The 18,864-nt window shown below is 65.6% G+C and carries 16 protein-coding genes; 8 read left to right on the top strand and 8 right to left on the bottom strand.

Going from position 1 to position 18,864, the window contains the following annotated elements; translation table 11 throughout:
* Window positions 1–84: 84 nt before the first annotated feature.
* Entirely contained in the window at window positions 85–618 is a 534-nt protein-coding gene (locus ACYQ12_RS14530; RefSeq protein ID WP_459873075.1) for an O-acetyl-ADP-ribose deacetylase, read from the top strand.
* Between the two features lie 115 nt (window positions 619–733).
* Here the strand turns inward: ACYQ12_RS14530 and ACYQ12_RS14525 are convergent, their stop codons facing one another.
* Complete coding sequence (locus ACYQ12_RS14525; RefSeq protein WP_459873073.1) at window positions 734–1,852, bottom strand: hypothetical protein; 1,119 nt, start codon at window positions 1,850–1,852, stop codon at window positions 734–736.
* A gap of 253 nt (window positions 1,853–2,105) precedes the next feature.
* On the opposite strand from ACYQ12_RS14525, the gene ACYQ12_RS14520 reads away from it, so the two are divergent.
* The gene (locus ACYQ12_RS14520) at window positions 2,106–2,411 is read left to right on the top strand and encodes a hypothetical protein (protein WP_459873071.1); all 306 of its coding nucleotides are present in this window, start codon (window positions 2,106–2,108) and stop codon (window positions 2,409–2,411) included.
* Between the two features lie 94 nt (window positions 2,412–2,505).
* On the opposite strand, the gene ACYQ12_RS14515 is transcribed toward ACYQ12_RS14520, so the two are convergent.
* Genes ACYQ12_RS14515 through ACYQ12_RS14500 form a run of 4 tightly spaced genes read right to left on the bottom strand, consistent with a single transcriptional unit; the run spans window position 2,506 to window position 9,091 of the window.
* On the bottom strand, window positions 2,506–3,204 hold the full coding sequence (locus ACYQ12_RS14515) for a response regulator (protein ID WP_459873069.1): 699 nt from the start codon (window positions 3,202–3,204) through the stop codon (window positions 2,506–2,508).
* 3 nt (window positions 3,205–3,207) lie between these two features.
* A complete protein-coding gene (locus ACYQ12_RS14510; protein WP_459873067.1) occupies window positions 3,208–4,677 on the bottom strand; it encodes an ATP-binding protein in 1,470 nt (489 codons plus the stop codon).
* Entirely contained in the window at window positions 4,674–7,772 is a 3,099-nt protein-coding gene (locus ACYQ12_RS14505) for an efflux RND transporter permease subunit (protein ID WP_459873065.1), read from the bottom strand. Before ACYQ12_RS14505 ends, ACYQ12_RS14510 begins: the two co-directional genes overlap by 4 nt.
* The gene (locus ACYQ12_RS14500; RefSeq protein ID WP_459873063.1) at window positions 7,769–9,091 is read right to left on the bottom strand and encodes an efflux RND transporter periplasmic adaptor subunit; all 1,323 of its coding nucleotides are present in this window, start codon (window positions 9,089–9,091) and stop codon (window positions 7,769–7,771) included. The genes ACYQ12_RS14505 and ACYQ12_RS14500 overlap by 4 nt, the downstream gene beginning before the upstream one ends.
* Window positions 9,092–9,382: 291 nt before the next feature.
* Between ACYQ12_RS14500 and ACYQ12_RS14495 the strand changes: the two genes are divergently transcribed.
* The 4 genes from ACYQ12_RS14495 (at window position 9,383) to ACYQ12_RS14480 (ending at window position 14,182) form a co-directional block, all read left to right on the top strand.
* Complete coding sequence (locus ACYQ12_RS14495) at window positions 9,383–10,675, top strand: c-type cytochrome (protein WP_459873061.1); 1,293 nt, start codon at window positions 9,383–9,385, stop codon at window positions 10,673–10,675.
* A 40-nt stretch (window positions 10,676–10,715) separates the two neighbouring features.
* Entirely contained in the window at window positions 10,716–11,198 is a 483-nt protein-coding gene (locus ACYQ12_RS14490) for a (2Fe-2S)-binding protein (protein ID WP_459873059.1), read from the top strand.
* 17 nt (window positions 11,199–11,215) lie between these two features.
* Window positions 11,216–13,477, top strand: coding sequence for a xanthine dehydrogenase family protein molybdopterin-binding subunit (locus ACYQ12_RS14485; protein ID WP_459873057.1), 2,262 nt, complete (start codon window positions 11,216–11,218; stop codon window positions 13,475–13,477).
* 111 nt (window positions 13,478–13,588) lie between these two features.
* On the top strand, window positions 13,589–14,182 hold the full coding sequence (locus tag ACYQ12_RS14480; protein WP_459873055.1) for a gluconokinase: 594 nt from the start codon (window positions 13,589–13,591) through the stop codon (window positions 14,180–14,182).
* On the opposite strand, the gene ACYQ12_RS14475 is transcribed toward ACYQ12_RS14480, so the two are convergent.
* Window positions 14,171–15,097: a LysO family transporter gene (locus ACYQ12_RS14475; protein WP_459873053.1), complete on the bottom strand. Its 927-nt coding sequence runs from the start codon at window positions 15,095–15,097 to the stop codon at window positions 14,171–14,173. The genes ACYQ12_RS14480 and ACYQ12_RS14475 overlap by 12 nt on opposite strands.
* 105 nt (window positions 15,098–15,202) lie before the next feature.
* Complete coding sequence (locus ACYQ12_RS14470) at window positions 15,203–15,928, bottom strand: hypothetical protein (RefSeq protein ID WP_459873051.1); 726 nt, start codon at window positions 15,926–15,928, stop codon at window positions 15,203–15,205.
* Between the two features lie 140 nt (window positions 15,929–16,068).
* Between ACYQ12_RS14470 and ACYQ12_RS14465 the strand changes: the two genes are divergently transcribed.
* Complete coding sequence (locus ACYQ12_RS14465) at window positions 16,069–16,629, top strand: DJ-1/PfpI family protein (RefSeq protein WP_459873049.1); 561 nt, start codon at window positions 16,069–16,071, stop codon at window positions 16,627–16,629.
* A 273-nt stretch (window positions 16,630–16,902) separates the two neighbouring features.
* Window positions 16,903–18,330, top strand: a complete 1,428-nt coding sequence (locus ACYQ12_RS14460; RefSeq protein WP_459873047.1) for an MATE family efflux transporter — start codon at window positions 16,903–16,905, stop codon at window positions 18,328–18,330.
* Here the strand turns inward: ACYQ12_RS14460 and ACYQ12_RS14455 are convergent.
* Window positions 18,327–18,836 (bottom strand): hypothetical protein, encoded by a 510-nt coding sequence (locus ACYQ12_RS14455; protein ID WP_459873046.1) that lies wholly within the window; start codon window positions 18,834–18,836, stop codon window positions 18,327–18,329. The two genes, ACYQ12_RS14460 and ACYQ12_RS14455, sit on opposite strands and share 4 nt — an antisense overlap.
* Window positions 18,837–18,864 lie beyond the last annotated feature (28 nt).

The raw sequence follows: 18,864 nt of genomic DNA, 5'->3' as shown, positions 1-18,864 counted from the left end.
CCCGCCCTGTTGGCGGCCGCTCACAGGGTTTGCCAGACTCAGCGCATTCATGACGGATTGGGAACGGATCGAGGAGGATGCATCGTGATCCCGATATGGAATCAGGAAAGGCTGCATGTCGTGCAAGGCGACATTACTACCTTCACGGGGGACGCTGTCGTCAATGCGGCGAACCGTTCGCTGATGGGCGGCGGCGGTGTGGATGGCGCCATTCATCGCGCCGCGGGGCCCGAGCTGCTCGAGGCCTGTCGTCGATTACGCGAGACTGACTGGCCGGAAGGATTGCCGGTGGGTGAGGTGGCGTTGACCCCGGGGTTTCGTCTGCCGGCGGACTATGTCATTCATACCGTGGGGCCGGTGTATACCAAGACTCAGGAGCGTTCCGAACAATTGGCCGCCTGCTATCGCAACGCCCTGGCCCTGGCGGTGCGCGAAAAGCTTCATCGCCTGGCGTTTCCCGCCATCTCCACCGGCATCTACGGCTATCCGGAGCCTGAAGCTGCACGTGTCGTGTGGGACGTCATCGACGCCGAGCTGCCTCGCCACGCCGAGCTCGAGGTGACGCTGGTGTTCTTCTCTTCCCAGGGCGCGCAGACGTTCCTCGCCGCCCGTCCCTGACATGAGCGCAACATTGTCACGATAGGGGCATGGCTGGGCCATGACGACACTGGGAGAAACATGACAAAAGCCCGGCGAATGCCGGGCAAGCCTTGCGAGTCGAGAAAGTGAGGGCTTACGCGTCGGGGCGTTGCAGACCGGAAAGGGCGTGCCGATCGGGCCCTCCCGGGGCACAATCATGTTTCATGGCATGGCCCGGGCCGCCATGCGCGCGATCCCGAGGTGGACGGGGAGCATGGCGTGGCATGACGTCTTCCAGCACGTCGAGCTGCGCGGGAGAAAGGATGTCGGCGAGCCGCTCGCGCTGCTCTTCACGAAACTCCAGCCAGGCGCTGCGCCTGTCCTCGCGGTTATCGGCATCCTCTCCATGCAGGTCTCGCATATCCTCTCTCATCGCCTCGCGGGCATCGGCGAGCGCCGCCTTCTTTTCGTCATCCAGGTTCCAGCTGTCGATGATCGCTTGAATCGCCTCACGACGCTGGTCGGCGTGCCGGGGACCATGATGCAGTCCCGGCCGGCCCTGCTGGCGCATCAGGTCGAGGACACGAATCTGTTCATCGCTCAGGAGCTCTGCCAGCCGGGCGTGCATTGCCTCGCGGATCTCTTTGACTGCGGCGTGTCGCTCATCGCGATTGTCGAAGTCGCGCGACTTGAGAGACGCCAGATCGTCACGCAGGGTCTCGCGCGCCTGCGCCAGTGCCTGACGGTCGTCCTCATTCAGCTGCCAGCTGTCGAATAGCGCCTGCATCAGTTCCCGGTGGGAGGCGGCATGAGCCGTCTGCGGTCCCTTGCCTGGGTGCGGCGCGCCGAGGCGCAAATAGGCATCGAGCGCCTTCAACTGCTGTTCGTCGAGAACCTCGGCGAGTGCTGCGCGGTGCGCCTGACGCAACTGCTGCCAGGCCTCGTGTCGGGCGTCACGGGAGACGAATTGTTGCGTCTCGAGAGCGCTCGCCTTGTCGCGAAAATCGGTATTGGCCTGATCGATGGCATTGCGCGCCTGCTCGGAGAGTTCCCAACTCTGCAACAGCGTGTCGAGGCGCGGCGCCCTGGTCTCTCTATGGCCGGCTTCGGGGCCATGAGAGGAGCCGGCTTCGGGGCCTTGAGAGGAGCCGGCTTCGGAGCCTTGGGGCGAACCCGCTTCGGGGCCGGCGAAGGCGGATGACAGGGTCAGAGGCGCGAGTGCGGCCGCCAGCAGGGTGGAGGACAACAGGTGGCGTCTGGCGATACGGGTCATGAGCGGGTCTCCCTATGAGTTCTCGCTCAGTATCGCGAGCCGTGATGCAGGGAGCGTGCACGGAACGTGCAAGCATTGCGCAACGTCGGTGCCTCTTCGTTAAAGAGTCGGGCAGGAAAGAATCGGACAAGACCAAAGGCCAATTGACTCTTTTTATAAGGCAGATTTGTTTTTAGCATTTTAAGTTTTAGCATGCTAACGTATACTGCACACATCGCTTGAGAGCGAACTTATTCATTGAAGGAGACGCCACATGAAAGCCAAACTATTGATTGTTTCTCTCGCCGTTGCCGCTCTGCCCGTTGCTGCCCATGCCAGCATCGCTTCCGAGCAGGCCATGCAGGTCAACCATGGGAGTGTTCAGACGGGTTCGCAGGAGCGTGAGCAGAACCTGCCGACCTCGCAGACGCGTCAGGACTTCACGAGTCACAACAAGCTCGGCTACAGCGATGCCATGCTTCAGGCACTGCTGTCGACCAATGCGGAGCTAAGCCACACCTCTTTCAGTCAGGAAGATCAGCGCACCGCGCCGCAGGCTGGCCACCGTCAGGACTGGTAAGCCGTCGAGTCCGACTCCAGCAGGATGTCACGCCATCGCCGCCCTTCGGGGCGGCGATTTTTTTATGCGCAAGCGGAGCCTGGCTGCATTTTCGTCACTCCTCGGGCTGATATTTGTAGCCCACGCCATAGACCGAGCGAATGATGTCGCGCTCCGGCCAGATGTCATCGATCTTGCGCCGTAGCTTCTTGACGTGACTGTCAACGGTGCGTTCGGAGACGATGCGGTGATCGCGGTACATGTGGTCCATCAGCTGATCGCGGGAGAATATCCGACCTGGCGCCCCCATCATCACCTTGAGCAACTGGAATTCGACGGCGGTCAAGCCCAGGTCCTGGCCCCCGGCAAGGGCGCGCCAGCCGGCATCGTCCAGCACCAGTTCAGTGGCGTCGGGCGTCGCCTGAGGCTCCGTTGGGGCGGGGGCGGCCGTGGCGCGCCGCAGTACCGCCTTGACCCGGGCCACCACCTCGCGAGGGCTGAAGGGCTTGCAGATATAGTCGTCAGCACCGAGTTCCAGCCCCAGCAGCCGATCGATCTCCTCGACCCGCGCGGTGAGCATGATCACCGGCAGGCGCGGGTGACGCTCGCGGATCTGGCGGCACAATGTCAGTCCATCCACGCCGGGCAGCATGAGGTCCAGCAGCACCAGCCCCGCGGCATGTTCGCCCAGCCAGGGCATGACGTCGTCGCCGTGATCCAGATGGTGGGTGGAATAGCCGCTCTGGGCGAGATAATCGGCCACCAGACGGGCGATCTTGGGTTCATCCTCGACGATCAGAAGGGGCTCGTGCATCGATCAGGCATCCTGCAAGGGAAAGGTCAGAGTCCAGCGCAATCCTCCCAGCTCCGAACGGGAGGGCGTGAGCGTGCCGCCATGAGCCTCGACCAGCGCCTGGCTGATGGCCAGGCCCAGGCCGCTACCGCCGCTGCGCCGGTTGCGCGAACTTTCGACCCGATAGAGCCGCTCGGTCAGGTGCGGCAGATCCCGGGGCTCGACACCCGGCGCGCTGTCCTCCCAGATCACGCGTGCCTCGCGTTCTTGGGTTTCCAGGCAGACGCGCAATCGGCCGGGTGCATCGGTATAGGCCCGTGTATTGGCCAGCAGATTGTTCCATAACTGGCGCAGGCGTTGCAGATCGCCACGGATCATTGCGCAATCGATGAACCGGGTCTCGAGCGTGATTCCAGCATCCTCGAGCCAGCCGTTGGCCTCGCTCAGGCGTGTCCCCAGCGATGCGGCCAGATCCAGCGGGGCGAGGCGGATGTCCAGAGCGCCCGCGTCGCTCTGCGCCAGGAGTCGCAGATCCTCGACCAGACGACTCAGCTGCTCGACCTCCTGATGCAGTGAGCCGAGATTGCCCGTATCCAGCGCCCGCACGCCGTCCTGCATCGCCTCGATTTCCCCGCGCAACACCGCCAGTGGCGTACGCAGCTCGTGGGCGATGTCGGCCACCCATTGCTGGCGTGCGCGGCGATTGGATTCGAGCGTGGCGGCCAGCAGGTTGAAGTCCTGCGACAACCGGGACAGTTCATCCTTGCCCTGCTCCGACAGGCGTACGCTGTAGTCGCCCTGGGTCAGCCGCCGGGTCGCCTCGGCCATGCCCCGGGCGCGCCGGCCGAGCCACCAGGCCAGCCCGCCGGCGAGCAGTAGCGAGGCCAGTGATAGCGTGACGACGATGATAGTCAGGTTGCGCAGCTGACGCTGCAGAAAGATGCGATCCATCCGCGCCATCAGACGCTCCGGCGGCAGGTAGCCCAACTGGCCCACGGTCCGGCCTGCACTTTCGATGGGCAAAAAGCGCGGCTCGGGCGGCGGCGGCCGGGATGGGCCATCGGCTCGGGGAGGCGGCGGGCCGAGCAGCGGCCGCCCGATCACCGGGCGGCCCCGGGCGTCGAGCAGCACGAAGTCGCGGGCATCGCCGAGCTCGCGGTCGATCCCCGAGGCGGGCGGCTGATTGCCCGGCCATAGCAGATTGCGCACCAGGTGGTGCCAGGCGCGGGGATCGTCGCGCAGCCAGTCCCAGTTGCCATGAAGGGACCAGCGTTCGCCCAGAGCAGTGGCCAGGGTTTCCGCGCGATTGACCTGGGTGCGTTCCAGATAATCGAGAAAGCCCTGGTCGAGACTGCGCGCCACGAACAGGAAGATCAGCCCGCCGATCAGCACATTGGTGAGCAGGATGGCGGCGAACAGCTTGACGCTCAGACGCGACAGACGTGGCGAATTCCCGCGCCCGGCCTGCGGCAGCGGCTCTCGGATCGGGCTCACGACGATTCCGCCTCCGTGTGGTGTGTATCGGGGCTCAGCCGTTCGCGCAGGTTCTCAAGCGTCAGGTAGAGGCACGGCACCAGCACCAGGATGATCACGGTGGCGAAAAGAATGCCGAAGCCGATCGAGACCGCCATGGGAATCATGAAGCGCGCCTGGCGAGAGGTTTCGAAGATCATCGGCGCCAACCCCAGGAAGGTGGTCAAGGTGGTCATCATGATCGGGCGCAGGCGTCGCGTCGCCGCGGCGACGATCGCCTCGCGGGCACCCATGCCCTCGCGGCGCCGACGGTTGGCATAGTCGATCAGCACCAGGGCATCGTTGATCACGATTCCCGACAGCGCCAGCATGCCCAGCAGGCTGATGATCGACAGGCCGAAGCCCATCAGCATATGCCCGAAGACGGCGCCGATCACCCCGAAAGGAATCGACACCATGATCAGCAGCGGCTGCAGGTAGCTGCGAAACGGAATCGCCAGCAGGGCATAGATCGCCGCCAGCGTCAGCCACAGCGAGGTTTTAAGGCTCGCCAGATTGTCGGCGGTCTCCTGCTGGCGCCCGCCGTAGCCCACGTTGAGCCCGGCGTACTGATCGCGTAGTGCCGGGAAGGTCTCGTCCTGCAGGCTGCCGGTGAGCTGGTTGACGGCATCGGGCGGCGTGACGTTGGCGGTGACCTCGATGATGCGTCGGCCATTGATGCGGGTCAGGGTGTTGGAGGCCTGCCCCTGACGGATCTCGGCGACCCGAGAGAGCGGTACCTCGACGCCGTCGGGGGTAATGATCGGCAGCTGACGCAGGTCCACCAGGCTGTCGCGCTGCTCGCGTGGCAGGCGTACCTCGACGCTGACCTCGTTACGGCCGACCTGCTGTTCCAGCGCCGTGGCGCCCTGCAGCGGGCCACGCAGTTGAGCGGCGAGATTGGCACCGCTCAGGCCCAGCGCGCGGCCCTCCGGCGACAGGCGCATCTCCAGCTGCGGCTTGCCGTTGCTGATGCCGCTGTCGATGTCCGACAGGCTCGGGTAATCGGCAAGACGCTCGGCGAGGGTGCGTGCTGCTGCCTCCAGCGTGGTGCTGTCGGGATGCGACAGGCGAATGGTCAGCCCGGCACCGGCGCCGGGGCCGCCCACGTCGGCCTGGAACATCACGCGCTGGGTATTGGGCACATCACCGGCCTGCTCGCGCCAGGCACTTGCCAGCCGGGAGGGCGACCAGGCCTCCAGGCTCTGCGGCGCCAGGCTGAGCAGTACCTCGAGGCTGTCACCCTCGAGGGTGGTGCGAGTGCTTTCGTATGTCAGATCATCGTGCTGCTCGGCAAGCTCGAGCGCTGCCTCGAGCAGGTGGTCGCGCACCTCGCGATCGGCGGCGATGGGGCTGCCGACCGGCAGGGTCACCGTGGCCTGGACCTGGTCCGACTCGACGCGCGGCATCAGCGAGAAGCCCAGCCGGCCGCTCAGCGACCAGGCCAGCGCCACGCACAGAATCGCCACTGCGGCCGCGAGGGTGATGCTGCGGTGATCGAGCAGCCACTCCAGTGCGTCGCGAAAACGCGTCTGAGTGAAGTGCTCCATGGCGTCGAGAATGCGTCGACGCAGGCGCTCCAGCGGGGCCAGGGCTCCCGGGGTGCGCCGTGTGGCGCCGTGAGCCAGATGCGCGGGCAGGATGAACAGTGCCTCGATCCATGACATCAGAAAGATCGTCACCACCACCAGCGGCACCACGCCGAAGATCATGCCCAGAAAACCGGGCAGATAGAGCAGTGGCAGGAAGGCCACCATGTTGGAGAGCACCGCAAACGAAATGGGGCCGGCCATCTCCTTCGCACCGCGGGTTGCCGCCTCGCGCAGCGAGTGGCCCTGTTCGCGATAGGAATGGATGTTCTCGCCGATCATGATGGCGTCGTCGACGACGATCCCCAGGGCGATGATGAAGGCGAACATCGACATCATGTTGATCGACACGCCCAGCCACGGCAGGAACAGCATGGCGCCGAGAAACGCCGTGGGAATGCCCAGGGTGACCCAGAACGCCAGGCGCGCGTCGAGAAACAGCCCGAGCAGCACCAATACCAGCGCCAGCCCCATCCAGGCGTTCTTGAGCAGCAGATCGAGACGATCGCGATAGATCTCGGAGCTGTCACGACTCATGGACAGCGATACGCCCTCCGGCAAGACGGCACGCAGGTCGTCGAGTCGGGCATGCACGGCCTCGGAGAGCGACAGAGGGGTCTGGTCGCCGACCTGATAGACCTGCACCGTCAATGACGGCTCGCCATCGAAGAGCACTTCACTGTCGCTCTCGGCGAAGCCTTCACGCACCGTGGCGATGTCACGCAGGCGCCGTACTCCGCCATCGGCAGTGGACAGCACCGGCAGATCGGCGAAGGCACGGGCGGTGTCGCGGCGTCCCTGGTAGCGGATCAGCCATTCGCCATCCTGGGTGTCGAGGCTGCCGCCGGCGAGATCCAGCGCCTCGTTGCCGATGGTGGCGGCCAGATCGGCGTGACTGACGCCGTAACGGCGCATGGCCTCGACATCCAGCAGCACCTGGATTTCCCGGTCGCGTGCGCCGGAGAGTTCCACCTTGGTGATGTCGTTGCTGTCCATCAGCCGGGCGCGAACGTCCTCGGCGGCGTCGCGCAGTACCAGATCGCTGACGTTGCCGTGCACCTGCAGGCTGATCACCCCCCGCGAACGCCCGGCGAGCGAGAAACGGGGCGGGTCGGCAGCATCGGGGAAGGTGGTGATCGCGTTCACTGCCTGCTGGATGTCCTGGTAGACGCGCATGGTCTCGACATCGTCGAGCAGTTCGGCGGTCACCTGAGCCTGACCCTCGCTGGCGGTGGCGGTAATCTCGTCGATGCCCTCGATATCGGAAAGCTCGGCCTCGATGGCCAGCAGTACGCTCTGCTCGATCTCCTCGGGGGTGGCGCCGGGATAGCTCACGCTGATCTGGACGGTCTCCAGCTCGAATTCGGGAAAGACTTCCTTCTTGATGGCGAAGCTGGCCATGAGACCGCCCAGCACCAACACCAGCATCAGCAGGTTGGGAGCGACGCCATGATTGAGCATCCAACTGATCGGGCCGCGACGCATCATGAGGAGGTCTCCATGGCGGGAGCGGCCGGCTCGGTCTCCGTTCGGGAGGCCGAAGAGGCCCGCGCTGTCGCCTCACCCTGCGGGTCGTTGGTACCACGTTCGCGCAGGGCCATGCCCTGACGGGCGGTGGCCAGCGAGCTGGTGATCACGCGCTCGCCCGCCGAGAGGCCATCCTCGATAAGTACCTGGTTCTTGCCCCTGTAGAGCACGTCGACCTGGCGTCGCTGCAGGGTGTCATCGGCGCCGAGCAGCCAGACCTGATCGTCGTCGCGCAGTGCTCGGGTGGGCAGACTCACCAGCCCCTCGCGGGGTACGGCCTCGAAGGCGGCATGGACCACGTCGCCCAGGCGCAGTGCCGGCCGCTCGCTTTTCAGCGCAAGGGGATCACGCACGCGCACCATGACCTGCGCCATCAGCCCGCTCTCCTCGAGACTCGGCAGGACCGAATAGAGCTCGCCCTGGCGGGACTCGCCGCTGGCCCAGGCATTGCTGGACAGTGTCACCGCGCTGCCCTGACCGTCGCGGCTCGCGATGCTCAGCCAGTCGAGCGCTTCGGTGGGCAGGGTGACCCGTACCCAGAACTGCTCGACATCGACCAGACTGATGATATCGGCGTTGGCGGAGAGTTCGCTGCCCGGACCGGCCAGGCGCTCCTGGATCATGGCGCGGTAGGGGGCGGTGACTTGGGTGCGGGCGAGGTCGAGCTCGGCGCGCTCCAGCGCCACCTGAGCGCTCTCCACCGCCGCCTGGGCGGCCTTGAGCTGGGGCTCGCGCAGCACCAGGGCGCGACGTTCGGCCGACAATTCCTGACCAAAGGACTTGTACTCGCTGCGTGCCCGCAACTGTTCGGCCTGTTCGATGGCCAGATCCGCTTCGGCCTGTGCCAGGGCGGCACGGGCGCTGCGTACGTCGAGCTGGTAGTCGTTGTTCTCCAGCGTGGCGAGCACGTCTCCCTCCTCCACGATGCGCCCGGGATCGACATCCTCGGCGAAGCCGATCAGGCGCCCGGCAACGCGACTCGACAGGGTGGTTTCCCGGTCGGCGACGACACGTCCGTAACCGTCGATGGGCGGCGCCGCCTCTCCCGGTGTGACACGCTGCGTCTCCACCAGCGGTGGCAGAGCGGGGGCCGGTGCACGCCGCTCCATGCGCGGCGGATTTTCCAGCAGCCACATGGCCAGGCCGATTCCCACGGCCAGCATGACGAGCGATACCAGCGCCAGCATCCAGCGGTTGGGGCGACGCTTCGATGCCTTGGGCGCATCGCCGGCCGGAGGTCGGGAAGAAGTGTCGGGGGAAGTGGCCTCGGATGTGGTCATCGTTGATCTCATGACAGGATTACGGGGCGAATTCTGGCGGCGGTCATCCGTGCATCGCGGGGACGGCAGTGGTAACCGTCGCCGGACAGTGCCGTGCAGTCAGCGGGGCGAAAGCAGCCGCTGGTGCCAGAGTATGACAAGGACTCATGCAGAAACGGCTCATGAAACGTGCAACAACGGTGCAAATGCAAGTCGAACGCAGCGGTGTAGCGCGGGCATTTTGCTCTACGCTTAGCTCAAGGGAGCGCAGAAAGACTGCGTCGTCACGTGCCGGGAAAGGAAGCCGATGGCATGCAAGGTCTGCGGCAGCACATTCGATACCTCGTGATCCTTCTCCTGGGGCTGTCCGGCCTCGCTGCGGGACCTGACGAGGCCGCCGTCACCGAAGCGGCCTCGTCCCATGACGCGGACCCGGCGCGCGTCGAGCGTGGCCGCTACCTGGCCCGGGCCGGCAACTGCAAGAGCTGTCACACCACCGAGCGGGGCCGGGCGTTCGCCGGCGGGGTCGCCTTCGACACTCCCCTGGGCACGCTCTACTCCACCAATATCACTCCCGACGCGAACCACGGTATCGGCGCATGGACGGATGACGAATTCGTGCGCACGATGCACGAAGGGGTGGGCCGCGAGGGCGAACATCTCTATCCGGCATTCCCCTACACCGCCTATACCCGGTTGTCGCGCGACGATGTGCTGGCGATCAAGGCTTATCTGATGAGCCAGCCGGCCGCCGCCGATGACCCGCCGGACAACAATATGACGTTTCCCTTCGGCTACCGGCCGCTGCTGGGCCTGTGGAAGCTGTTGAACTTCGACACAGGCCGTTTCACGCTGGATGAATCGCGGCCCGACGACTGGAATCGCGGCGCCTATCTGGTCGAGGCGCTGGGCCACTGCGGCGAGTGCCACACGCCACGCACCCTGACCCAGGGGCTCGACGACGACCGCCAATTCGCCGGGGCGCTGCAGCAGGGCTGGCGCGCCTACAACATCACTTCGCACCCGAGCGGTATCGGCGGCTGGTCCCGAGAGGAGCTCGAGATGTATCTCGCCACCGGCCATATTCCCGACAAGATCGCCTCGGCGGGCCCCATGGCGGAAGTGATTTCGAACAGTCTGCGCTTTCTGCGTCGGGAGGACATTCATGCCATGGCCGTCTACCTGCAGGATATCCCGGCGCAGGCCGGCGACGTTCCCGAGGTCGAGAAGGCGCAGTCCATCCGGGTCAAGACGCCGGATGGCACGCCACTCGCCGAGACCATGGCGCAGGGCGAATGGCTGTTCGATACCGCCTGCGCCAGTTGCCACTATCCCGATGGCGGCGGTCCCGGCGGCGCCTACCCGTTCTTCGTTCACCACAGCGCGGTACGCGATCCGCAGGGAACCAACCTGATCAACGTGATGCTGCAAGGGCTCGAGCGCCACGGCAGCGACGGCGTGAAATTCATGCCGGCCTACCGCGACCTGCTGACCGATGAGCAACTCGCCGCGCTGGCGACCTATATCGGCCGGCGTTTCGGCGGCTACGAGGCCGACTACCAGGCCGAAGACATCACCGAACGGCGCCGGGGAGACAACCCATAGAGAGATTCGTTACGAGTGATTGCGCGGGGGACGCTGCACCATGCTCACGATGACGTTACGCGTCAATGGCGAGGCGCGGGAGATCGAGGCCGATGCCGAGACGCCGCTGCTGTACGTGCTACGCAATGATCTTGAGCTGCGCGGGCCGAAATTCGGCTGCGGGCTGGGAGAATGCGGCGCCTGCACGGTGCTGATCGACGGGCGGCCTCTGCGCTCCTGCGTGATCCCGGCGGGGTCGGTACGTGAACGCGAGATCGTCACGCTGGAAGGACTGGGGACGCCCGAGCACCCCCATCCGCTGCAGCAGGCTTTCATCGACGAGCAGGCAGCGCAGTGCGCCTACTGCATCAACGGCATGATCATGACGGCCAAGGCGCTGCTGGAACGCAATGCCGCGCCAAGCGATGCCGAGATCAAGCAGGCGCTGGCGGCCAACCTCTGCGGCTGCGGCACGCATCTGCGCATCGTGCGTGCCGTCAGGCGTGCCGCGCAGGCACTGCGCGAGGCGGAGCCCCGGACATGACCGGGAAAGGAGAGAGCATGTCACCTGAACTGTCGCGCCGTGCCTTTCTCGCCGGGCTGGCCACGACCGGGATGCTGGTCGTCGGCTTTACGCTGTTGCCGGCCTCGGCAGCCCGGGCTGCCGGTGTCGACAACTCGGTGGAGGGTCTCGACAGAACCCCGCAGGACGAAGAGAGCATCGATGCCTGGCTGGCGCTCACCGCCCAGGGCGAGGCGGTGATCTACAGCGGCAAGGTGGAACTGGGCACCGGCATAGAGACGGCGCTGCGCCAGATCGTCGCCGAAGAGCTCGCCATCCCGTTCTCCGCCACACGATTCATCCAGGGCGACACCGAGCTGACGCCCGATCAGCGCTACACCGCGGGCAGCAAGACGATCCAGAACGGCAGCGACCCGATGCGCCGTGCCGCGGCGACCGCACGCCGATTGCTGATCCAGCGCGCCGCCGAGGCGCTCCAGGTCGAGCCGCGCCGCCTGGTGGCGGAAAGCGGCCGGATTCATGTCGAGGGCGACCCCTCGCGGACGCTCGACTACGCGGCGCTGGTCGGCGACGGCACATTCGAGAGCCGCATCGACGACGAGCCGGCATTCATCGATCCCGCACACTACGCCCTGGTGGGGCACTCCGTGGCAAGGGTGGACATTCCCCCCAAGGTCTTCGGGCAGTTCGTCTACGTGCAGGACGTCACCCGCCCCGGCATGTGGCATGCCCGCGTGATCCGCCCGCCGACCGTCGGTACCACCACGATCAACGCCACCCTCGACAGCGTGGATGAAGCGACGCTGCTCGATGGCGTGCAACTCGTGCGCCGCGGCAATTTCCTCGCCGTTGCCGCCGAGACGGAGTGGCAGGCGATCCGCGCGGCGAACGCCCTGCGGGTCGCCTGGCGGACCGAGGCCGGTTTGCCGCGCCAGGACGCGCTGCACGATACGCTCAAGTCGCGCGGCGAGCGTGACCAGACGGTCGACGAACGCGGCGATATCGAGGCGGGCCTGGCCCGGGCCCGGCGCACCCTGCAGGCGGAGTATCGCTGGCCCTATCAGGCCCATGATTCCATCGGGCCTTCCTGTGCCGTGGCCGAGGTAACCGCAAGTCGCGCCACGGTGTGGTCGGGCACCCAGGGTGTCTATCCGCTGCGCAGTTCGCTGGCCGACTTGCTGGAGATGGCCGAGGAGGACGTGCATGTCATCTATGTCGAGGCGTCGGGCTGCTACGGGCACAACGGCGCCGACGACGTGGCGGGGGATGCGGCACTGATCTCCCTGGCGCTGGGCCGACCGGTGCGCGTCCAGTGGTCACGCGAGGACGAGCATGGCTGGGGCCCCAAGGGGCCGGCGATGGTCATGGCGCTGCAGGCCGGGCTCGACAAGGCCGACAATGTCATTGCCTGGGCCTTCGATAACTGGACGCCCACCCACACCACGCGGCCGAGTCGCGAGGCGGGCGCCGCCAACCTGCTGGCCGGCAATCTGACCCGCGGTCTGGTGCCCCAGGGCGCGGCGATCGGCGGCAACCGCAATGCGCCGGTGAGCTACCGGTTCGACGCCTGCCGTGTCACCACCCACTGGATTCCCACCGAGCGATCCTTGTTGCGTCCCTCCGCGCTGCGTACGCTGGGCGCCATTCAGAACACCTTCGCCAACGAGTCGTTCATCGACGAACTGGCCTTCGCCGCCAAGACCGACCCGGTGGCGTTGCGGCTGCGTTACCTGCACGATCCGCGTGCCATCGCCGTCATCGAGGCGGCCGCGAAACGGGCCGGCTGGCAGACCCGACCGTCGCCGCAGCGCTATCTGCAGAATGACGACCGGCGCGTCAGCGGGCGCGGCATGGCCTATGCCCAGTACGAGAACGAGAACGCCTACGTGGCGGCGGTGGCCGAGCTGGACGTGAGCGTTCGCGACGGTATCCGCGTGAACCGGGTCACCGTGGCTCACGATTGCGGGCGCATCATCAATCCCGACGGGCTGAAAAACCAGATCGAGGGCAACGTGCTGCAGGCGACGAGCCGGACGCTCAAGGAGGCGATCCTGTTCGATCCCACCGGCATCACCAGTCTCGAGTGGGGTGCCTATCCGCTGCTGACCTTCGCCGAGATACCCGAGGTCGACATCGTGCTGCTCGAACGCCCCGACGACCCGCCCCTCGGCGCCGGAGAGGCGACCTCGGCGACCATCGCCGCCGCTATCGGCAATGCCGTCTTCGACGCTTCGGGCATCCGCCTGCGTGAGGTGCCCTTTACCCGGGCGTGTCTGAGAAAGGCGTTCGAGGCTCTCTGATCCGCTCGGGCCGGCGGGACGGCAAGTTCTCGGCACGCTGTTTTCGGCACGTTGTATCTCGGCACATGCTTGGGCAGAATGCCGGGTTGCCGGAAACAGACGAGGCCCGCAATGCATCAGCAGCAACCAGAACAGAGACACGACGCGTCTGGCGATACTTCCCGGCGCATCATTGCCATGGGCGTGTCAGGATGCGGCAAGTCGACGATCGGCGCGGCGCTAGCGGCGCGACTTGGCGGCGTGTTCATCGATGGCGATCAATATCACGCGCCCGAGAGCGTGGCCAAGATGTCGCGCGGTGAGCCGCTCGACGACGAGGATCGTGCCGGCTGGTTGATGCGCCTGGCCGAGTTGATCGCCGAATATCGTCTGCGCGACGAGACCGTCATCATCGCCTGCTCCTCGCTCAAGCGTCGTTACCGCGACCTTCTGCGCCAGGGCGACGAGGCGCTGTGCTTCGTGCATCTGACCGGCAGCCGTGAGTTGCTGTTGTCGCGCCTGCAGACCCGTACCGATCACTTTTTCCAGGGGGAGGCGATGCTCGACAACCAGTTGGCGACTCTGGAAACGCCCGGGCATGACGAGGCCGTGGCGGTGGATATCGATGCCTCTCTAGAGGCGGTCGTGGCGGCCTGCCTGACGGGCCTTGAACGAATGGCATGCTCTCCCTCATCGGCTCGCCGGGCAGACACGTCAGAGCGATAGCAGAAACAGGATCAGCGGGGGCGAGATCAGCGAGAGCAGAAAGCCGCTGACGATGGCGACCGGCACGCAGGCCACGCCGCCGTGCTGCTGGATTGCCGGCAGGGTGAAATCCATGGCGGTGGCTCCGCCATAGCCGATGGCCAGTGGCGTGGCACGCCGGATGGTCAGAGGAATCAGCAGGAAGGCGACCAGCTCTCGTGCCAAGTCGTTGAAGAAAGCCACACCGCCCAGCACCGGGCCGAGCTGATCGCCGATCAGGATGCCTGACAGCGAGTACCAGCCGAAGCCGGCTGCCATGGCCAGTCCTTCATTCCAGCGCAGCGAGAGCAGCGGGGCAGCGAGCAGCCCGGCGACCAGCGAACTCGCCGCCACGGTCAGGGCGATGAACAGACCATGACGATTGAGCAGGATCTGGCGCAGCGGCATGCCGGAATTGCGCAGTTGACAGCCGATCAGCCCCAGCAGGACGTAGAGCGTTCCTTCGGCGAGCCGTTCGGCGCCACCATGAAGGGTGTTCCAGCCCCAGATGCCGAAAAGCGCACCGACGATCACTCCGCAGGCGACGACGCCGGCCAGCGCGAGCGAGCCGAGCATGGCGGTCATCTTGCGGATCGGCGCGTCCGCGACGATGGGGGAGTCGCCAACATGCAAGTGACTGCGGCGGGACAGTGCCCACAAGGCCAGCAGGTTACACGGCGCGATGATCGCGAACAGCGCCGCCGCCTGACCCCCCATGCGCGACAGCTCCCGTCCCAGTTGTTCGAGTCCCGCCAGGCTCACTCCCATCAGGAACAGAATCGCGTACACCGAGAGGTTGACGCCGCGGTTGATCAGTGCCATGACGCTCGCCCGCCTGACCGGCACCAGATAACCGACGATCAGGGGCAGCAGAACCAGCAGTAGACCAGACAGCATCTCGACTCCAATGTATGCGAGCGGCACGAGGACGAACCGCGCCGGAAGGCTGCCTACTCTATGGAGCGAGGTGAGAGAAGGGAAACGCTTTTCGCTGATATCCCATTATCGTTTCTGCTGAGGGCCGCGGCCGGTGTCGCCCACCGGCGCGGCAAGCGTGAGCGAGGCCAGGGTCATGTGGCTCTTGCGCTGACCGTCGCGGTAGTACTCCACTGCCAGTAGCAGGCCGGGCACCTCGGAGTGGAAGGTGAAAGACAGCCGGCGATCCGGTTCCTCCGGGTCCCAGGCATCCAGCGTAACGCTGGGATAGGTGCCGGCTGGTGTCACGGATTCGCCAAGGGCGGTAACTCGGTAGTGCAGCGACTCGCGACGCCCCTTGTGGTCGAGATAGGCGATTTCGCAGGGCGTGTTCTGCGCTTGGCGACAGGTGGCTCGAGATGCCTGCCGGGAGAGCTGGAACAGGGCGGTCTGGCGATCGGGCAGGGCGGCCATGTCTTTCTGCGAGAGCCGATACTGCTTGCCGTAACCGAGCAGCGAGTAGCCGCTGGTGAAACTCACCGGCACCGGCTGGCCGTCGGCGAGACGAAAGCGGCTGCTCTCCTCGCCGCTGGCGATCCTGACGCTGGTACGCATGTCGCTCTGCCACAGGTCGCCCTCGCGACTCAGGCGGTGCGTGACGTCGGCATCGGGCCAGCCGGCGATGGCGAGGTGATACGTCGCGGTAAAGGGGGTGGGCGGCGCGGCTTGCACGGGCAGGGCGGCCAATAGTGCGGCGGCAAGCAGGACCCGCATGAACGGCGCCAGAGGCAGGCGAAGTCGGACGAGAGACATGGCAGGGCTCCACGACAAGAATTGACCATGAGACGTCGAAATGCGGCGTGCGTTCACGTGCAGGGTCTCGGGGTGCCCGCTACGCTTGTGAAGGCCAGTCCGTGCCACTTCCTCCAGCATTACCAGACAGGAGCCTTGCCATGGCCAAGATATTGCTGATTGCGGGTGATTTCGTCGAAGATTATGAGATCATGGTGCCGTTCCAGGCGCTGCAGGCGATGGGGCATAACGTGCATGCGGTCTGTCCCGAGAAGCGTGAAGGCGACAAGATCCGGACCGCCATTCACGATTTCGAAGGCGATCAGACCTACTCCGAGAAGCCCGGCCATCAATTCGTCCTCAACGCCACTTTCGCCGAGACCGACCCTGCGGAGTATGACGCGCTGGTGGTGCCCGGCGGGCGGGCGCCGGAGTATCTGCGTCTGAATGAACGGGTACTCGAGATGATCCGGCATTTCATGGAGTACGAGAAGCCGGTCGCGGCGATCTGTCATGGCGCCCAGCTGTTGGCGGCGGCCTCGCCGCTGGAGGGATTGCGGGTATCGGCCTACCCGGCCTGTGCCCCGGAAGTGCGTCTTGCCGGCGGTGATTTCGTCGATGTCGAGGTGGATCAGGCCATCACCTGCGGCAAGCTGGTCACTGCGCCCGCCTGGCCGGCGCATCCGGAGTGGCTCAGGCAGTTCAACGCGCTGCTTACGTAAGACGTCCTGCCTGGGCAATGTGCAGGAGCGCTTTCGAGGCGGCCCGCGTCGTGCCGGCCGCCTTGTCCTGATAGGCGATGTTGCGGAACCTACCGATCCCCCTTGCCGACAAGCGGCAGGCCAAGCGTTCTTGAATGCTCGGCTGCGTGCCCGCATGCCGTGTAGGCGTATGTGTCGTTCGCCTTGGCATCTTTCGTATCGAGCCGTGCCGCTGGCGTCGGTAGACTTCGAGCCACCCGAGGAGAAAAGAACCGCTATGAGGCAGGTAAACGCGTGAGGGCTGAGCGAAAGGCCAATACTTCCCTGCTGGAGGGGCCGATTCTCGGCTCGTTGCTCAAGCTTTCCGTTCCCATTGTGTTGGCCAATGTCTTGCAGTCGGCCTACCAGTTGATCGACGCCTTCTGGGTGGGGCGGCTGGGAGGACACGCCGTGGCGGCGGTGTCGGTGAGCTTTCCGATCACCTTTCTGCTGGTGGCGCTGGGGTCCGGGCTAGGGGTGGCGGGCTCGACGCTGGTGGCGCAGTACATGGGCGCGCGCAACAGGCGCATGGTCAATCATGTGGCGGCGCAGACGTTGCTGATGGTGGCGGTGGTCTCGCTTGCGCTTTCGGCGCTGGGGTTTGCCTCGGCGCCGAAACTGCTGGCGCTGCTGCGGGTCGATGCCGAGGTCTACGACGGTGCGCTGACGTTCCTGCGCTTCTCTCTGGCGGGGATGATCTTCACCTTCGGATTTGCGATGTTCCAGTCGCTGATGCGTGGGGTGGGAGACGTCAAGGTGCCGCTGTACATCGTTACCGGCACGGTGCTGCTCAATGTGATACTGGACCCGCTGTTGATCTTCGGCTGGGGCGTGATACCGGCCTTCGGTGTCGGCGGCGCGGCGCTGGCCACGCTGATCACCCAGGCGCTGGCGCTCATGGTGGGCCTGGCCATCCTGCTGCGTGGACGCTGGGGAATCCAGCTCGAGATCAGCAACTTCACGCCCGACTGGGCCTTCATGCGCCGCGCCTTCGGTCTGGGTTTTCCCGCCTCGGTGGAGCTCTCGGCGCGTGCCCTGAGCATGAATGTGATGATCTTCCTGGTCACCGGCTTCGGCACGGTGACTACGGCGGCCTACGGGGTGGGGATCAACGTGCTGGGGTTCATCGTCATTCCCGCCCTGGGCCTGTCGATGGCGACGGCGGCCTTGGTGGGGCAGAACATCGGGGCCGGGCAGATGGCACGGGCCAACCGCATCGCCCGGTTGAGTGCCGCGATCGCCTTTGTCGTGCTCAGCGGTGTGGGGCTGCTGGTATTCGTCTTCGCCGCCGACGTGGTGCGTTTCTTCGTGCCGGAAGACGCGGCGGTGGTCGCGACCGGGGCGAGCTTTCTGCGTACGGTGTCGCTGACCTTCGGGTTCATGGGGCTGCAGATGGCGCTGACCGGGGTATTCCGGGCAGCAGGCAATACGCTTATCGCCATGATCCTGACCCTGGTGTCGCAGTGGATGCTGCAGTTTCCGCTGGCCTTCGTGCTGTCGCGAGACTCGGTGCTGGGGCTCGACGGATTGTGGTGGGCCTTTCCCGTCACCAACGTGCTGATCGCCGTGGTCACCGTGATCTGGTTCCTGAAAGGGGACTGGATGCGGGGGCGTCTGGACGAGGCCGACCCGCTTGCCGAGCAGGTCACCGAGGAGGTGCTGATCGAGGAGCGTTCAGCCTAGCGGAGCGCCGTATCGTTGTCGGTGATCGCTTCCGGCGCGTGGGCCGTATCACGTCGTCTTGCCAGATATTCGCCGATCAGTACGGTACCGGCCCCCCAGATCAGGTGGACGCCGATCATCATGCGGCGACGATTCACCGGCTGGCGGGTCGCCGGCGGTAGCACCTTGAAAGCGGGAATCCAGCCCAGATAGCCTGCGGCCCATACGGCCACGCCGTAGCCGCTGCCATACAGCACGGGATGCTTCACGTGATGGAACGTCAACGGGTAGACGGCGCCAAATAGCGCGCCATAGGCGAAGTGGGCGGTCAGGCTCAGTCCGGCATGCTGGCCGGGCGTCAGTCGATAGCCCTGTCCCGCTTTCTCCAGAACGCCCTGGGTGACCAGGCTCGGTGGCAGGGGATACTGCTCGTCACGCGGCAGATGCTGAAACAGCTTCATCATCGCCAGCGTCATGGGAACGGTGGCCAGCGTGCCGCCGATGGCGCCGGCAAGGTATCGATTCATGCTTCCTCCCTGATCAACGATTCACGTC

The organism is Halomonas shantousis, from assembly GCF_054654615.1.
Note: the sequence above shows the minus strand (reverse complement) of the source record. Positions and strands in the feature narration are given on the sequence as shown.

What these genes read in the sequence shown, in the direction of transcription:
- ACYQ12_RS14520 (WP_459873071.1), top strand. Translation starts at nt 2,106, where the DNA reads ATGAAAGCCAAACTATTGATTGTTTCTCTCGCCGTTGCCGCTCTGCCC.
- ACYQ12_RS14500 (WP_459873063.1), bottom strand. Translation starts at nt 9,091, where the DNA reads ATGACCACATCCGAGGCCACTTCCCCCGACACTTCTTCCCGACCTCCG.
- ACYQ12_RS14525 (WP_459873073.1), bottom strand. Translation starts at nt 1,852, where the DNA reads ATGACCCGTATCGCCAGACGCCACCTGTTGTCCTCCACCCTGCTGGCG.
- ACYQ12_RS14515 (WP_459873069.1), bottom strand. Translation starts at nt 3,204, where the DNA reads ATGCACGAGCCCCTTCTGATCGTCGAGGATGAACCCAAGATCGCCCGT.
- ACYQ12_RS14475 (WP_459873053.1), bottom strand. Translation starts at nt 15,097, where the DNA reads ATGCTGTCTGGTCTACTGCTGGTTCTGCTGCCCCTGATCGTCGGTTAT.
- ACYQ12_RS14505 (WP_459873065.1), bottom strand. Translation starts at nt 7,772, where the DNA reads ATGATGCGTCGCGGCCCGATCAGTTGGATGCTCAATCATGGCGTCGCT.
- ACYQ12_RS14465 (WP_459873049.1), top strand. Translation starts at nt 16,069, where the DNA reads ATGGCCAAGATATTGCTGATTGCGGGTGATTTCGTCGAAGATTATGAG.
- ACYQ12_RS14495 (WP_459873061.1), top strand. Translation starts at nt 9,383, where the DNA reads ATGCAAGGTCTGCGGCAGCACATTCGATACCTCGTGATCCTTCTCCTG.
- ACYQ12_RS14480 (WP_459873055.1), top strand. Translation starts at nt 13,589, where the DNA reads ATGCATCAGCAGCAACCAGAACAGAGACACGACGCGTCTGGCGATACT.
- ACYQ12_RS14455 (WP_459873046.1), bottom strand. Translation starts at nt 18,836, where the DNA reads ATGAATCGATACCTTGCCGGCGCCATCGGCGGCACGCTGGCCACCGTT.
- ACYQ12_RS14470 (WP_459873051.1), bottom strand. Translation starts at nt 15,928, where the DNA reads ATGTCTCTCGTCCGACTTCGCCTGCCTCTGGCGCCGTTCATGCGGGTC.
- ACYQ12_RS14485 (WP_459873057.1), top strand. Translation starts at nt 11,216, where the DNA reads ATGTCACCTGAACTGTCGCGCCGTGCCTTTCTCGCCGGGCTGGCCACG.
- ACYQ12_RS14490 (WP_459873059.1), top strand. Translation starts at nt 10,716, where the DNA reads ATGCTCACGATGACGTTACGCGTCAATGGCGAGGCGCGGGAGATCGAG.